The sequence below is a fragment of the Shewanella sp. 10N.286.52.E4 genome (genome assembly GCF_041468785.1).
GTDB lineage: Bacteria > Pseudomonadota > Gammaproteobacteria > Enterobacterales > Shewanellaceae > Shewanella > Shewanella electrodiphila.
On the sequence record NZ_JBFRJJ010000024.1, the window covers coordinates 274,614 to 290,319 of the forward strand.

14 protein-coding genes and 2 pseudogenes are annotated in these 15,706 nt (G+C 38.9%); 11 read left to right on the forward strand and 5 right to left on the reverse strand.

What is annotated here, in order from left to right:
• Positions 1-72: 72 nt before the first annotated feature.
• The 5 genes from AB4153_RS15110 (at position 73) to AB4153_RS15130 (ending at position 6,262) form a co-directional block, all read left to right on the forward strand.
• Entirely contained in the window at positions 73-819 is a 747-nt protein-coding gene (locus AB4153_RS15110) for a YebC/PmpR family DNA-binding transcriptional regulator (protein ID WP_102526061.1), read from the forward strand.
• Positions 820-842: 23 nt separating this feature from the next.
• On the forward strand, positions 843-1,364 hold the full coding sequence (gene ruvC / locus AB4153_RS15115) for a crossover junction endodeoxyribonuclease RuvC (RefSeq protein ID WP_102526060.1): 522 nt from the start codon (positions 843-845) through the stop codon (positions 1,362-1,364).
• Entirely contained in the window at positions 1,361-1,978 is a 618-nt protein-coding gene (gene ruvA / locus AB4153_RS15120; protein ID WP_102526059.1) for a Holliday junction branch migration protein RuvA, read from the forward strand. Before ruvC ends, ruvA begins: the two co-directional genes overlap by 4 nt.
• A gap of 10 nt (positions 1,979-1,988) precedes the next feature.
• A complete protein-coding gene (gene ruvB / locus AB4153_RS15125; RefSeq protein ID WP_102526058.1) occupies positions 1,989-2,996 on the forward strand; it encodes a Holliday junction branch migration DNA helicase RuvB in 1,008 nt (335 codons plus the stop codon).
• Between the two features lie 752 nt (positions 2,997-3,748).
• The gene (locus AB4153_RS15130) at positions 3,749-6,262 is read left to right on the forward strand and encodes a TonB-dependent receptor (protein WP_371998013.1); all 2,514 of its coding nucleotides are present in this window, start codon (positions 3,749-3,751) and stop codon (positions 6,260-6,262) included.
• A 72-nt stretch (positions 6,263-6,334) separates the two neighbouring features.
• On the opposite strand, the gene gloA is transcribed toward AB4153_RS15130, so the two are convergent.
• On the reverse strand, positions 6,335-6,745 hold the full coding sequence (gloA, locus tag AB4153_RS15135) for a lactoylglutathione lyase (protein WP_102526056.1): 411 nt from the start codon (positions 6,743-6,745) through the stop codon (positions 6,335-6,337).
• A 525-nt stretch (positions 6,746-7,270) separates the two neighbouring features.
• Positions 7,271-8,104, reverse strand: coding sequence for an MFS transporter (locus tag AB4153_RS15140; protein ID WP_371998015.1), 834 nt, complete (start codon positions 8,102-8,104; stop codon positions 7,271-7,273).
• 436 nt (positions 8,105-8,540) lie between these two features.
• On the opposite strand from AB4153_RS15140, the gene AB4153_RS15145 reads away from it, so the two are divergent.
• Positions 8,541-9,425 carry a LysR family transcriptional regulator gene (locus tag AB4153_RS15145; protein ID WP_371998017.1) on the forward strand — a complete coding sequence of 295 codons (885 nt, stop codon included), beginning with the start codon at positions 8,541-8,543 and terminating at the stop codon, positions 9,423-9,425.
• Positions 9,426-10,053: 628 nt separating this feature from the next.
• Here the strand turns inward: AB4153_RS15145 and AB4153_RS15150 are convergent.
• Together AB4153_RS15150 and AB4153_RS15155 are read right to left on the reverse strand one after the other, a co-directional pair.
• Positions 10,054-10,263: pseudogene (locus AB4153_RS15150) on the reverse strand (IS4 family transposase); the annotation flags it as partial.
• Between the two features lie 26 nt (positions 10,264-10,289).
• Entirely contained in the window at positions 10,290-11,207 is a 918-nt protein-coding gene (locus tag AB4153_RS15155; protein WP_371998019.1) for a LysR family transcriptional regulator, read from the reverse strand.
• 107 nt (positions 11,208-11,314) lie between these two features.
• Between AB4153_RS15155 and AB4153_RS15160 the strand changes: the two genes are divergently transcribed.
• The 5 genes and pseudogenes from AB4153_RS15160 to AB4153_RS15180 all read left to right on the forward strand — a co-directional run bounded on the left by AB4153_RS15160 (position 11,315) and on the right by AB4153_RS15180 (position 15,102).
• Positions 11,315-11,761, forward strand: coding sequence for a DoxX family protein (locus tag AB4153_RS15160; RefSeq protein WP_102527917.1), 447 nt, complete (start codon positions 11,315-11,317; stop codon positions 11,759-11,761).
• Between the two features lie 49 nt (positions 11,762-11,810).
• Complete coding sequence (locus AB4153_RS15165) at positions 11,811-12,524, forward strand: pirin family protein (RefSeq protein WP_371998020.1); 714 nt, start codon at positions 11,811-11,813, stop codon at positions 12,522-12,524.
• 269 nt (positions 12,525-12,793) lie between these two features.
• Positions 12,794-13,190, forward strand: a pseudogene (locus AB4153_RS15170) (LexA family protein).
• A gap of 460 nt (positions 13,191-13,650) precedes the next feature.
• Positions 13,651-14,250 (forward strand): hypothetical protein, encoded by a 600-nt coding sequence (locus AB4153_RS15175; RefSeq protein ID WP_371998021.1) that lies wholly within the window; start codon positions 13,651-13,653, stop codon positions 14,248-14,250.
• A gap of 279 nt (positions 14,251-14,529) precedes the next feature.
• Positions 14,530-15,102, forward strand: a complete 573-nt coding sequence (locus AB4153_RS15180; protein ID WP_371998023.1) for a hypothetical protein — start codon at positions 14,530-14,532, stop codon at positions 15,100-15,102.
• Between the two features lie 329 nt (positions 15,103-15,431).
• Here AB4153_RS15180 and AB4153_RS15185 read toward each other — a convergent pair whose 3' ends face one another.
• A complete protein-coding gene (locus AB4153_RS15185; RefSeq protein WP_102530869.1) occupies positions 15,432-15,617 on the reverse strand; it encodes a hypothetical protein in 186 nt (61 codons plus the stop codon).
• Positions 15,618-15,706 lie beyond the last annotated feature (89 nt).

Genomic DNA, 15,706 nt, shown 5'->3' on the forward strand with positions numbered 1-15,706 from the left:
CGTTAACCCACATACCGAGGCTTTTGCCTCGGTCTGTTTTTATATAGAACAAAAATAACTGAAGGAGTCACAATGGCTGGTCACAGTAAATGGGACAACATTAAACACCGTAAAGCTGCTCAAGATGCAAAACGAGGTAAGCTATTCAGTAAATTTATTCGAGAATTAACGGTATCTGCTCGTGAAGGAGGCTCAGATCCTGATGCCAACCCGCGTCTACGTGCAGCAATTGATAAAGCATTATCAAATAACATGACTCGTGACACTGTTGAACGTGCAGTCAAACGTGGGGCTGGTGAACTCGATGGTCAGCAATTAGATACCATTATTTATGAAGGTTATGGACCTGGTGGTACAGCAGTTATGGTAGAAACCATGACAGATAATAAAAACCGTACCGTATCAGGCGTACGTAATGCCTTTAGTAAATCTGGTGGAAACTTAGGTACTGATGGCTCAGTGGCATATATGTTCACTAAATCAGGGGTTATTTCTTATGATGCAGCCATTGACGAAGACGAATTAATGGATGCTGCACTAGAAGCTGGCGCTGATGATGTTGTCACTCATGACAATGGTGCATTTGATGTTCTGACTACACCTGATGCCTTTGGCAGTGTTAAAGATGCACTGGATGCTGCTGGATTTGAAGCCATCAATGCAGAAGTCACTATGATAGCAGGTACCAAAGCTGAATTAGATGCCGATACTGCGGCAAAATTTATGCGTTTAATTGATAACCTAGAAGATCATGATGATGTTCAGGAAGTTTATCATAATGCTGAAATCTCAGATGAAGTGATGGAAAGCCTTGAATAATCGTTCCAAGGAAGCGTAAAGCGATGACAATCATTTTGGGTATTGACCCAGGTTCGCGGATCACAGGTTATGGTGTCATTCAATGTCAGGGTAGACAGCAAAGATACCTTGGTAGTGGTTGTATTCGCACCTCAGCAGATGATCTGCCCACCAGACTTAAACAAGTCTTTGATGGGGTCACTGAAATAATAAAGCAGTACCAACCCGATCAATTTGCTATTGAACGGGTTTTTATGGCAAAAAATGCTGATTCAGCCCTTAAATTGGGTCAAGCAAGAGGCGTAGCCATTGTCGCTGCAATGAATGCGGGTTTACCTGTTGCCGAATACAGTGCAACTCAAATTAAAAGTGCGGTTGTAGGAACTGGACGCGCGCAAAAAACACAAGTTCAGCATATGATCCAACAAATTTTTAAGTTGCCAGCAGCGCCCCAAGCGGATGCGGCAGATGCGTTGGGCGTTGCTGTTTGTCATAACCATACTTTTCAAAGTTTAATTGCAATGGGCGGAAAAGCCCAAAGCCGCACATATGGACGATATAAATGATAGGAAGATTAAGTGGACTTGTTGTTGAGAAACAAGCGCCTGAAATAGTGTTAGATGTCAATGGCGTGGGTTATGAGTTACAAGTGCCTATGACCAGCTTTTACGAGCTTCCGGAACTTAATCAAGTTGCAATGTTATACACTCATTTTGTGGTTCGTGAAGATGCGCAGTTACTATATGGTTTTATCACTAAACAAGAGCGAGCACTGTTTCGCTTATTAATAAAAACCAATGGTGTCGGTCCCAAGTTAGCTTTAACTATTTTATCTGGCATGACTGCATCTGAGTTTGTTAATTGTGTCGAAAGAGATGATATTGCTACTTTAGTCAAACTTCCCGGTGTCGGTAAGAAAACCGCAGAACGTTTAGTTATCGAAATGCGTGATAAATTGAAAAGCTTATTAGAAGCATCAGTAGGTTCTGAACGTGAATTTGCTCTACAAAGTAATTATAAGCCTGCAGCCATCGAAAATAATGCAGAAGAAGATGCCATTGCTGCATTAATTGCTTTAGGTTACAAACCAGCACAGGCAAGTAAAGCTGTGCTAAGTGCTTATAGCGACGGAATGACAAGTGAGGTGTTAATTAAAGCCTCTCTAAAGTCAATGTTATAAAGAGGCCACAATGATAGAAGCGGATCGTTTAATCCAGCCACAAGAATTCGAGCAAGAAGTTCACATTGATAGAGCTATGCGGCCTAAAATGTTGGAGGATTACACAGGACAGGATGATACTCGTGCCCAGTTAAAGGTGTTTATTGAGGCCGCGCTAAAGCGCGAAGAAGCACTTGATCACATGCTCATCTTCGGCCCTCCAGGACTCGGAAAAACCACATTAGCTATGATCGTTGCGAATGAAATGGGCGTCAATATCAAATCGACTTCTGGGCCGGTACTTGAAAAAGCAGGGGATTTAGCTGCTCTTCTAACAAACCTTGAACATGGTGACGTGTTATTTATAGATGAAATACACCGTTTGAGCCCTGTTGTCGAAGAAATCCTATACCCAGCAATGGAAGACTACCAATTAGATATCATGATTGGCGAAGGACCTGCTGCAAGATCTATTAAACTAGATTTACCGCCTTTTACCTTGATTGGCGCAACAACCCGCGCGGGTGCGTTAACTTCACCATTACGCGCAAGGTTCGGTATTCCACTTCGTTTAGAGTTTTATAACGTCAAAGATCTGTGCACCATTGTCACCCGTTCTGCCAAGGTCATGGAGTTACCGATAGATGAAGCGGGGGCATATGAAATTGCAAAACGCTCACGTGGTACGCCAAGGATTGCTAACCGGTTATTACGACGAGTGCGAGATTATGCCGAAGTAAAACATGATGGGTTTGTAACTGAAGAAGTCGCTCAAAAAGCATTAGATTTATTAGATGTTGATTTAGAGGGCTTTGATTACCTTGATAGAAAGTTATTATTAGCCATTATTGATAAGTTCATGGGCGGACCGGTAGGGTTAGATAACTTAGCGGCTGCAATTGGCGAAGACCGCGAAACTATCGAAGATGTGCTAGAGCCCTTTTTAATTCAACAAGGGTTTATTCAGCGTACACCAAGAGGGCGAATAGCGACTGACAGAGCTTATCAACATTTTGATATAATCAAACCTGCAGAATAAATTGTTAATATTAAATCAAGACAATAAAGTAGAAAAAGGAAAGCACAGGCTTTCCTTTTTTATTGCCCAAATAAAATGAATATCTATGCAATGAGCCGAGAACCAACTTATTAACATTTGCTTTTGTTTAAACTTTATAAAGTGAAATTCATAAATTCGATAAATGTTTATTTTTTGTTAGTTAACGCTTAATTGTTCTGTGAATGTAAAAAGTTATTACTTAATGTTCTTCATTCAATAGTGAGGAATAAAACAACTGCAGTAAAATAATCACCCTTTATTGTCGCCAATCAACTTGGTTAATAAACCTCCTTAATTTAGCAATTAGCTCTGAGTCACAGCAGGGCTGAGTTTCAGTGTTTTTAATTGTGAATAATTTCAATTCTGAATGAAAACTGAAGATATTTGATTTAACCGAGTCAAGGTTCAAACTATTTATGTGATCTGCGTCGCACTTTCGTGATTGGGTAAGTTTTAAAAATGTTATTTGTGACCTAGATAATAATTCTATTGCACAGGTGTTTTACTAGTTTATTCAACTGAAATATTAAACTAATAATGTTTTGAGATGTTCATCACCTATTTTGGTTTACATACTTGGCGCATATTTATTAACAAAAAATGGTTCAAAAGTTACAAGTTAGTGGTTTGACGAAATATCTCTGGTTATTCAGTATCTAGTCCAACGCAAATTTAAATATTTATTTAATTGCGTAAACAGAATAAGAAAAGATATCACCTGGGAGCAACAAATGATTAAAAAATCTAAAATATCAAACAGCATTAATGTGGCGTTATTAGCCTCAGTTTCTGCTGCTTCAGCAGTTTCAGTAAGCGCTTATGCTGAAGAAGAATCTGCAAACGTAGAAAGAATTGCAGTCACAGGCTCCCGTATTCAACGTCAAGACATGGAAACTGCTTCTCCAGTAACTGTAATTGATGCTGCTGCGATTCGTTCTGAAGGTTTCACTACAGTAGATGAGCTACTTCAAGCTCAAACATCAATGGCAGGTGCTGCAGTTGGTTCTAGTACCAATAATGGTTCAGACGGTGTAGCGCAAGTCGATTTACGTGGTATGGGTTCACAGCGTACTTTAGTACTGCTTAATGGCCGTCGTATGGTGAACTCTGGTTCTGGTGCTGATAGTGCTGTGGATTTAAACGCTATTCCAGTTGCTATGATTGCACGAGTAGAAATCCTTAAAGATGGTGCTTCAGCAGTATATGGCTCAGACGCTATTGCTGGTGTAGTGAACATTATCACTAAGAAAGATTTTGAAGGTTTTCAGGTAGACGTTCAAGGCGGTATGACTGACAAGAGCGACGGTGAAAACGGCGAAATCAGTGCTCTATACGGTTTTAATACTGAAGGTGGTAACTACACAATTGGTGCAGCTTACTCTGAGCGTAAAGGTGTTGTTCAATCAGACCGTGACTGGACAGATCCAGGCAATAGCTCATTCATCCCAGGTGGCTCTTTAGGCGGAATGGTTAAAGATGACAATGGTAACTGGGTTGATCGCGGCGAAGGATATGACTACACACAAGATAGTTTCTATCAAACGCCAAGTAAGCGTTACAGCTTATTTGCAAATATGACTCAAGAGTTGAGTGATGACTTAATCTTTACGGGTGATATTCTTTATACCAAGCGTAAGTCTAATCAGCAATTAGCACCACAACCTGCCAATCTTACGCTTGATGTTTGTGAAGCAGGAGATGATCCAGCAACATGTTTCGAACTTGATCAAGATATGATTGATGCTGGTATTACTGCAGATGATAAAGGCCAAGTTAACTACAGAAAACGTATGAATGACGTTGGTCCACGTGTTTATACTCAAGATACTGATACGCTACGTGTATCTGCAGGCTTAGCCGGTTATGTTGATGTTAATACTGGTATGGATTGGGATATTTCATACACTTACGGTAAAAACAAAGCTAAAACAGCTGTTGAAAACTCGATTAATGCATCAATCATGACTGACGCAATTTATGCAGATCAAGACCCTTGGTTAACTGGTCAGCCAATGACAGACCAAGCGTTATTAGACAGCGTTGCTTACACTGAAGAAGCTGATGGCGGTAACGAGCAGCATGTCTTCTCTGCCGGTCTTACTGGTGAGTTGTTTGACTTAGATGCAGGTGCAGTTGCTTTCGCGATTGGTGCTGAGTACCGTTACGAGAGTGGTTATTACAACCCAGATCCAATCGTAATTGCTGGTGACAGTACTGCTGCACAGCAAGATCCAACGGATGGCGATTACAGCGTAATCTCAATCTTCCAAGAAGTTAGCGTACCGTTTACAGATAAATTAACCGGTGAATTTGCTCTTCGCTTTGATGATTACTCAACATTCGGTAACGCATCAACTTGGAAAATTGGCTTAACTTATGAAGCGACAGATGACTTAATGATTCGTACTGTAGCCGCTACTGGTTTCCGTGCTCCAAGTGTTAGTGAGCTATACGGCGGTAACTCAGGTTCGTTCGATTACCTAAATGATCCTTGGGGTAACGAGCAAGATCCACAAATTTTAGTTAATTACACATCTGATGAAGATCTTGAGCCAGAAGAGTCAGAGTCTTACACTGCAGGTTTAGTTTACTCGCCTAGCTATGTTGATGGCATGTCGTTAACACTTGATTACTGGCGCTTTAAAGTTAAAAACGCGATTACACGTTTAGATACTCAAGCAGGTCTAGATGCATGTTACGGTGGCGACCAAGCAACTTGTGAATTATTCAACATCGGACCAAATGGTGATTTATCTAACCTAACTAACTCGTTAACGAACGTAGGTTACCAAGATACAAGCGGTATTGATTTTAACTTAGCTTATACTTTCGATGCGCTGAACTTAGATTGGACTATCAGCAACGATACGACTTACTTGTTGAACTTTGAACAAGATGGCATTGACTACACTAATACTATCGACGGTAACTTTGGCGCATACGCTCAAGTACGTAACAACTTTAGTATAAAAGCTGGTCAAGACGATTGGAGCGTAATGTACTTCAACCGTTATATCGGTGAAATGGATGACTTAAGTGCTGGCAATAAAGTAGATTCAATTCTTTATCACAACATTTCAGCTAGTTACTTTATTAACGATAGCTGGATGCTAAGCGCTGGTGTTAAGAACTTAACTGATGAAGAGCCATCAAGAGTTTCGAACGGCAGTGACGGTGGTACTGTACCAGAAGTTTACGACACAATCGGTCGTACTTACTTCGCTGGTGTAACAATGAAGTTCTAATCGAACTTTACAGCATCAAAAAAGCCAGCATTTGCTGGCTTTTTTATTGGTTGATGAACTAAACAATAATTATTAGCCCAATCCCTCACTCATTGCTTTCTTCTGTATCAGTTCAATTTTATAACCATCTGGATCTTCAACAAAAGCAATCTCAGTACTTCCGCCTGCTACAGGTCCTGGAGCACGGGTAACTTTACCGCCAGCTGCAGCAATCGCATCACATCGTTGGTAGATATCTTCTTCGCCAATGGCGAGATGACCAAATCCAGTACCTAAATCGTAATTTTCAGTGCCCCAGTTATAAGTTAACTCAATCACTGCTTGGCCAGTTGATTCTTCACCAAAACCGACAAATGCAAGGGTATATTGATATTCAGCATTTTCTGATTGTCTGAGTAATTTCATGCCCATGACTTGAGTATAAAACTCAATACTGCGCTCAAGGTTACCGACTCGGATCATAGTATGTAATAGTTGCGACATAGGGTGCTCTTTAGTTATTGATTGGGTATTTTTTGTAAGCATAACAAATTTCTATTGCAGTTAAAAAATTGATTTAGAATATTATTTTTTGTTGTTTAACATCACATAATCACGGTTAAAAGCTGTGAAATATATCCATATTAGCTAGAATTAACTTATATTCATTTGGAGACAAGATAATGACAACAGAACTAAAAATGGCTCTAGGTACCTCAGTAGTAATCGCAATTTGTTTCAGTGCTTTTTTTGTATCGTTGTTTTAATAACCTTGACCAAATAGCCATAAAAAAACCGCTTAACGCGGTTTTTTTGTGTCTGTCAGTTAGTAATGTTTCAGCGTAAATTTTCAGAATAAACCTTTCTTTAACCTTTCTTTTTCTGGAAAGTACTCACACTGTAATGGTCAACTAATATTGGCCACGATCTTGAAGCTTTGTATGATTAGTTATCGACAGTTACACCATTTTTTATTTCGGTTTGATCAAAAACTATTTTTCCTAAATGTTTTATATTCACAGTTAGCCTTTATCCTACTTTTAACTCATTTTTGAGTTTACCTTCCTTATTACTCTTTAATAAATAAGCCGTTAATAACGTATATATCGGTAGGGCAACTAGAAGAAGCAAAGCACTTTTCAAGCTTGTTTGGTGTGCTATCAAGCCAATAACCACTGGTCCACATAACATACCACCGTAAGCAAAGGTTGCTACAAAGGCGATAGCTCGACCTGATTTTTGCTGACTAATAGATGCGGCTTTAGAAAATACTAATGGAACGATAACCGAATAACCTATCCCCATAAATGCAAATCCAAATAGAGCTAGGTAAGGCGAACTAACCATAATTATTATCACTGCACCAAATAAACTAAATAATGAACAAGCTTTTACAATATTTATTACTCCATACTTTTCAATAAAGACATGAGCAGATAACCTTGATAGAACCATCAGCATTGAAAAAGTGGCATAGGCCCATGCACTGAAGCTCATATCAGCACTAAATTCTTGTCGCATTATTACTGAGCCCCAGTCAGCTATTGCTCCCTCTCCAAGTGCACTGCAAAAAGCCATCAAACCAACCACAGAAAGAAGCATGAAAGGTAGTTTTGAATTATCTGTACCATTCACAGACTCGTTTTTGGGAAGAGGAAAGGCAGAAGGTTTGCAAAGTATTATATATAACGGGACAAACAATAAACTGACAATTAAAAAATGCATTACAGTACTAATATCTGACCAAATAAAAAAGACTGTGCTACCCGCACCTACACCGGCCCCCAAACTGAACATGGCATGAAAGAATGACATGAGTTTTCTTTTCGTTAAGGTTTCTGTTTTTGCCGCCCAACTATTCATAGCAACATCCATTGAACCGTGTAAAAAACCGAAAAAAACAGAGATATAGTCAACAAAATATAATTAGAACTCAACGCCAACCCTATAAAAGGAATTGGGTATAACAAATACATTATTTTGGAAAACCTTTGTACACCCAGTTTATCGTTCAATCTACCTGCCAATGGAAAAGAAATGACTGCGCCAAAAGCAAGTATCAACAGTAAGATTGACAGAGCTTTTTCATCTAACTCGAACATCTCTTTAAAGTAGGGCACCTTAGCCGCCCATGTCCCAAAGAGACATCCGTTAAATAAAAAAAGTAATGATACTGCGTAGGAATTCAATTTAATTTTAGACATCTATCATCCAAGGTTGTTTTCTATTGTTTATATGTTGCCATGAACGTAATATATAAATAAAATTGATTGTTACTATATCTGTATAGGAAAATTCTATGCTTAGGCATTTGGCCAACCATTTACCTTACTTTTCTGCAGTTGCAAAGAGTCTCAGTTTTTCAAATGCGGCTAACGAATTGGCGGTATCACAACCCTCTATTAGTTATCAAATAAAGTGTTTAGAGGAGAAGTTGGGTTTTCAGCTTTTTATACGTGGGCAAGGCAATAAAGTAGAGCTTACTAACAAAGGCAGTAAACTGTTTCAGGAGTATGTGATTCTTGAACGAAACTTTAATCAAGTAATCTTTGATACACAAGTTAATCAAAGTAGAACAAAATTAGAGATGACTGCACCAGTTGATTTAGGAGTTAAATTCATTACACCTATGCTGTCGCAACTGGAAAATGATCAATTAATCATCAACCTAGACTTAACTGACGAAGTTGTAGATATTAAGAAAAGTAAATTTGACTTTTCGATCAGAAATAACAAGAACGAAAGAGGCTTGGAGTATTTTTCACTAATGGCAGCGAAAAATGTATTAGTGTGCAGTGAACAATATGCACTAACTCATCAACTTTCCACATTTGACGATATTACCGAACAGCACCGCCTTATTGTTAGAAGTGATGTAAAAAGTAACACATGGGAAAAACTCTTTCTAAAGCATGATAAGCTTTTCCATCAGCATAAAAACATGCAAGTCATCAATAATAGTTTCGGTATATACCAAGCAATTATTTCAAATATTGGTATCGGTATTTTACCGGAATATTTTATCGATCAAAGTAATAATAAAGACCTCTACATATTCAAAGAAAGTCTGAGTGAAACGCCATATTATTTAGCCTATCAACCTTCATATGTTGCCAAGAAGTGGGCGTCACTAATTAAAACCCATATTATTAAGAATTTTGAATATCTGAAAAGCCTCAATTAGGCAAAACTCGACATTAGCTTTTGAGCTTCTAAAGTCAGCTCAGAGACTTTTGAGATCGTTAAATCCGATGCTAGCCAGTAACAATCTTATTGCTTTCTTTACGCGGTAAGATATTCTGCGATTAAGTTTTTTCTTTTCCTAACAGTAAATCAACAAGCAAAAATATCAGTATTACCCTACGTAACACTATTGTCTGATTTGGCCTGCTATGTTCAATTTCTCTTCGAAAAATCGCGTTAGATTATCCGATATATCATGAGAGTCTTGTTCGAAAAGTAGTCAATATTCTTTGGCTCTTTTTACACTCAGCAAGTAATAGACTATTAGTCGCTATATGTTCATTACTTATGTGGGCTTTGATAAAATTAATGTGTAGTGGATAAATGAATATGGCCAGCATATGCAGACTGATAGTTTGGTTGGAATACTAGAAGTAATCTGAACAGTAAAAGTAGTCTAAAACTCGTAACTCGGAATTTTCCAGAAACGGGTTAGAGGGCTAGCACGTTTTTGCCCCAAAACGAGTTTCAATCTATTGTTATAAGCATAATTAGATCTAATACATGCCACAGTTTGCTTGAAAACATACAAAGCACAGGCCAGAATAACTATGCCACTACACTAATTGTCAATGCGATTTCAACAATTTCAAACTCCTATTTTTGTAAGCTCTTAAGCCAATAAACTGGTTTGAAAGTACATTGCGGTGCTTGATTGAGTTAGCTTGATATTGCCTGTGTTTATCGGCTGCTTTGACCGCCAAACCAAGCAGGTAAAGTATAAATTGTGATAAGCAGGCTATGAGCAAGAGCACGCTTAATTTATCTGGGTTCCTTGTGCAAAAATTAATTATGGGTGTCACTGTTAATTGCTATGCTTTCCCAGAAAAACATCGCTTTGTAGGGCTTGTATTTGCTCTACAAACCAAGCAAGCGCTTTGCCTTTATTATCTTTACGCCAAGCGACACATAAGTCGATAGCCCGAATTTCTGGTTTGTTGACGGATAACGCCACCAATTTCCCACTCGCCAATTCATCTTGAATACGATGGACCGGTAAATATCCAATCCCCAGTCCCAATACTTGCAAGTCAATTTTTTGGACAATATTGGCGACGGTTATACGTGGCTGTCCATCAAGTAAGCCCGCTGAACGCAATGCGAGATGCCTTGAGCTATCTGCCACAACAATTGATGGATATTGTTTAATAGAGTCGTTGCTTAGAGGTTGCGGTGCTCGTCGAATAGGATGGTCTTTAGCGACTGCAAAGATAAACTCAAGTTGACCGATAGGGATAGTCTTAAAACTGTTGTTGCGCTCACTACCTTCAACACCAATGATAAGATCGCTGCGCTCTGCACTTAAAGCATCCCAAGTGCCACCAAAAACTTCTTCAGCAATTTTGATATCAATCCACGGATGTGCGACTTGAAACTGTTCAATTAACGCATAGATAGGCTTGAAACATAAAATACTATCGAGGGCGATCCGAATCTCTAACTCCCAACCACTCGCTGACTGTTTAGCCATATAGGTTAATTCGTTAGTTGCATCCAATATCAATCGACCTTGTTCAACAATCAATTTTCCAACAGCGGTTAACTCAGCCTTTCTTTTGCTGCGGTCAAAAATAGCAAGATCTAAGTCTTCTTCAAGTTTATTGACCGTATAAGAGATGGCCGAGGGCACCCGAAATAATTCATCTGCTGCCCCAGCAAAGCTTTTCTTACGTTCAATCGCATCCAGTACTTTTAATGCATCTAAAGTGATAGGTGAGTTCATTGTTCAATCCTTTTGAACTGGTTGTTCAATTATGATCGTTATTAATCGTCAGTACCTTTAAATATAATAGCTTCAACATTCAGAAACAATGAACTTAGGAAATAAATATGATTGCATCACAACTTAATAAAATGACGACATCAAGCCAAAACTGGACAGCTTTAGTATTGAGAATCCCAGTCGGATTAATTTTCATGGCGCATGGTGCGCAAAAGCTTTTTGCATGGTTTGGAGGATATGGTTTAGAAGGCACAGGGCAATGGATGGAATCAATCGGTTTAGCACCTGGTGTGCTTATGGCTTTCTTGGCCGGTAGCGCTGAATTTGTTGGCGGTCTGTTCATTATTCTTGGATTGCTCACTCGCCCAACCGCTCTGGTATTGGCAATAACCATGCTTGTAGCACTCTTTACTGTCCATTTTGAAAACGGACTGTTTATGGTCAATAACGGATACGAATTTGCTTTGTCTTTAGTTGTCATCAGCACAGCGCTAATGCTGCAAGGTGGCGGACGATTATCTATAGATAATGTCATTGCTAAGCGCACTCACTAACGCATTGCACGATTAACAACATTTATTAGAATTCAACGAGGGTAACACCATGATTAAACTATATGCATTTAATGAGCTAGGTAAAGCGGATCACGGTTGGCTAAAATCGAGTCATCACTTTAGTTTTGCTAACTACTATAATCCACAACGTATGGGTTTTGGCGTACTGCGAGTTGTTAATGATGATTGGGTTCAGTCTGGAACGGGATTCCCTACTCACCCACACCAAGATATGGAAATTGTTAGCTTTGTTCGAACAGGCTCAATTACGCATAAAGACAGTGCTGGCAATAAAGGGGTGACACCTGCCGGAGAAGTCCAAGTCATGAGTGCAGGAACAGGGATTGCTCACTCGGAATATAATTTGACGAAAGATCCACTAACTTTCTATCAGATTTGGATTGAGCCTAATAAGCGTAACGTGGAGCCTCGTTGGGACACTAAACAATTCAGCAATGAGAACAACACAAACGGACTGCCATTATTAGTATCTGGATTCCCTGAAGATGAAGGTAGCGCGCTGTTTATTAATCAGCTAGCCCGGGTATATGGCGGAGTACTTAAAAAAGGAACCCGATTTACTCAAAAAATTGAGCAACAAATGTATGTGTTGGCATCTTCAGGTAGCTTTAAAGTTATTGATGATCAAACAGAAGTCGTCATGCAAAAAGGTGATGGGGCTGAAGTGACACTTCAAAAAACAATCACTATTGAAGTCTTAGAAGACAGTGAAGTGATTTTATTGGATGTGCCAGTAAATTAAGGCAAGTTTTAGTCAAGTATATTACTGCTTAACGCACTTCAATGATGAAGCTGAGTAAAGCAGTAAGTTTACCTTTTAAACAGAACAGGCTTTCAATGCGTTAAAATCTTCTGTATTTACTGGGGGCGAAATAGATATTTATATGGTGATTTTATAAAGAGATGTCACAAGTGGTTTAAGTAGACAGTTGCTATCAGCAGGCTCTGCTAAACCACACTAATCTTAGCTAACCACTACAATCACTGTGTAAGCATACAGTGATGGTTTTTATGAATATTATCCCTATCTATGCAAGTGCTGGTATTACCGGCTTAGAGTCCTGTAGCAGAATACAAGCAATTGCCGCTAAGCCTTGATGATTTGCTAATTGAACATCCAAGCGCAACATTCATTGGTCAAGCCAAAGGCGAATCCATGCAAGGGAACGGTATTTTTGAAGGTGATATTTTAGTTGTGGATAGGCATTTAACAGTTCGTAATCTCGATGTTATTGTCGGATGCTATAATGGTGACTTTATATGTAAAATCATTGATTTAAAGAAAAAGCTTCTTATATCTGCCAATCCTAAACACGAACCCACTTTAATCACGATAAATGAATCTTTTATCATAGAAGGGGTTGTCTCACGTTCAATACGCTGCAATCGACCTGCTAATATTATTTAGCCTGCTTTACTCTGATTCAGTGCATCATAAATGAACCTTCACAACACTTACGTATTATAAGTAGAATGATTGATTTAACAAGGTCACAATATGCGCCTTTTTATCATTAACCTCTTGTTATTTTTTGATTTTATGTTTTCCCTTTGTAGTTTTAGTGTTCAAAAATTATACGATTAACAGCTTGAAATTGATAAAAAACACTGTAGGTTTGTATAAAAAGCAGGCAGCACCATCACGGAATGATGAATGGAATACTTACTATTTATACTCCTACTGATTAGTTATCAAGGTCACTCAAAAGACGTGATAGTGCCTTCAGATAGAGTAAAAAGTAGTGTAGTGCTAAGAGCTGAACCATCTAGTAACTCAGCCGTGTTAGGACACCTTTTTCCAACTGAAGAAGCCACACTAATTAATTATCCTAGTTAGGCAGTCAACAACCTAAGGAGGGTCATACAGTATGGATAAAGAAAAAGTATTTGGTAAATATCATGATTTTATTTTGATGCTCACTGGATTTCTCCTTACAGGAATAATTGGTACATTTATTTCTCAGTCATATACAACTAAAAATGCTGAGTTATCAGCCGCAAATAAAGTATTTGGAGAGTACAGTGAATTAGCAGGTGAGCGATATTTTGAAATGAACCAAATTCTTCTAGGTCTTAAACAGGGAAAGACTAAAAAAGTCATGGAAGAGCGCTGGGATGATTACCGAGAAATACTCCAGAAATGGAACACAGCTCGAGGTTATAACAGGCAAATGTTACAACTATATTTTGGGCAACCAATCTGGAATCAAGAGCGAGACTTACATTACTTTTTTCGTGCATGGGGAGAAACCCTCGAAGCTTCATTTGATTCAAGCAAGGAGATTGACTACGATTGTTTATTCAAAAAAAGAGACAAATTCCTTGTTGACCTCCATTCTTTTAACTTTGCATTAGGCCAAGCTATTCTAATGGGAAAAATCGGCAGCAATAAACCTACTAATTCTGTTGAGAGAAACCCTAGACCTGAAGCCCCATGCCTAACAAATCAAAGCACTCGGACGCAGTAAACTGCGCCGGTGTTTGAGGCGTTAACTCATATAAATTATAATCTGAAACTCACAGAATAGAGTTAAAAGTCTAACGCGTTTTTGTCCAGAAACGGGTTAGTATACGAACTAACTTTTGCCCCAAATAAGCTAGGTAAAGTCTTATGTAATTGCCAGTTTTAGTTAGCCACTACATATCAAATAATCGTGACTCGGCAACGACTAAGTCCATCAAGCTATTTATACCTAGCAGACAACGCAATACATAAATACTAAGACGTTATGCATCAAGGAGGAAGTATGAACGAACCCGTCGATATTAAAGATATTTCGATTGGCCAAATATTTTCATTAATAAAGAGATTAAAACTCGGATCGTTGATCTGGTTAGTTAGCTCAATTTTTATCGCAGGTGTTGCAATTTTCGGAGCTGGAGTAGCATCGAATTTTGGTAAATCGAAACCTCCGGTATTTATCCAACATTTCACTGAAAATTTTGTCGATAGAGAGCATCTGATTTTATTGTTGCCTGAGATCATGGAAGAAACCCCAGACGGTATTGAAACAGACATAGAAGCAATGACATCCTTGCTCTGGCAGTTAAAAGCACAGGATGGCTACGCAGAGTTTTTGAGTGGAAACACTTTTACGTCAGTTCAAATAACCCACGATGATGAAAGCTTTAATTTTGAATGGAATCGTGGAGCTAGTGCTATACCAAAAATTTTGAAACGTTTAGACCTGCCAGTTGACGAAGCAACGGTATCTCAGCTAAATGCAGAAATGAATTTAATTGGTGTGGCTTGGCTACCTGACAGCAATCAAATAGTACGAGATGTAGATGGTGGTTTAGCTCTAGTAGGTAAAAAGTAAATGCCTAACGAATAAGTATAAGCCGTTAAGCAAATAACGGAACGTGGTTATTCTGTTTATGGGGTTTCTGATAGGCTTGGGATGTGTACCTGTAGTGGTTTAGCAAAATTGGCCATTACTTTGTAGTTAATTGATGTGTTTGGCATAGAATACGTTATCAGAAAGTTCAGCTGTACTTGTTCATCGTAACTCGGAATTTTCAAAAAATAGGTCAGGGGGCTAGCACGTTTTTGCCCCAAAACAAGCTAGAGCAGGATTGAGGCTAATTTCAAGACACGCGATTAGACTTACTTTTCCTTATGTCTAGAGTTCTGACTATGTGGCCAAATTTACTGATCCACTACAGTTGATGCTTCTTCGTAAGAAAGGTGATCTGGAAAAGTTATAAAGCGATCTTCATGACCAACCACTTCCTGAGCTAACATACCATCAGTACTGCCTCCGCCTCTGGCCACATCGTTGCTACCTTGATTGATCGCGACAGTGTCCCAAGTCGGAAAAAACAGACCAACCACGCGGTTCCAACCTGAAGATGTGTAACCTTGCTACCGTCAGCAATCACATCACCTCCGCCAACAGCAGATGAGGCAAATTCAGACATCTA

Coding starts and splice junctions, on each gene's coding strand:
- AB4153_RS15110 (WP_102526061.1), top strand. CDS start 73: ATGGCTGGTCACAGTAAATGGGACAACATTAAACACCGTAAAGCTGCT.
- ruvC (WP_102526060.1), top strand. CDS start 843: ATGACAATCATTTTGGGTATTGACCCAGGTTCGCGGATCACAGGTTAT.
- ruvA (WP_102526059.1), top strand. CDS start 1,361: ATGATAGGAAGATTAAGTGGACTTGTTGTTGAGAAACAAGCGCCTGAA.
- ruvB (WP_102526058.1), top strand. CDS start 1,989: ATGATAGAAGCGGATCGTTTAATCCAGCCACAAGAATTCGAGCAAGAA.
- AB4153_RS15130 (WP_371998013.1), top strand. CDS start 3,749: ATGATTAAAAAATCTAAAATATCAAACAGCATTAATGTGGCGTTATTA.
- gloA (WP_102526056.1), bottom strand. CDS start 6,745: ATGTCGCAACTATTACATACTATGATCCGAGTCGGTAACCTTGAGCGC.
- AB4153_RS15140 (WP_371998015.1), bottom strand. CDS start 8,104: ATGAATAGTTGGGCGGCAAAAACAGAAACCTTAACGAAAAGAAAACTC.
- AB4153_RS15145 (WP_371998017.1), top strand. CDS start 8,541: ATGCTTAGGCATTTGGCCAACCATTTACCTTACTTTTCTGCAGTTGCA.
- AB4153_RS15155 (WP_371998019.1), bottom strand. CDS start 11,207: ATGAACTCACCTATCACTTTAGATGCATTAAAAGTACTGGATGCGATT.
- AB4153_RS15160 (WP_102527917.1), top strand. CDS start 11,315: ATGATTGCATCACAACTTAATAAAATGACGACATCAAGCCAAAACTGG.
- AB4153_RS15165 (WP_371998020.1), top strand. CDS start 11,811: ATGATTAAACTATATGCATTTAATGAGCTAGGTAAAGCGGATCACGGT.
- AB4153_RS15175 (WP_371998021.1), top strand. CDS start 13,651: ATGGATAAAGAAAAAGTATTTGGTAAATATCATGATTTTATTTTGATG.
- AB4153_RS15180 (WP_371998023.1), top strand. CDS start 14,530: ATGAACGAACCCGTCGATATTAAAGATATTTCGATTGGCCAAATATTT.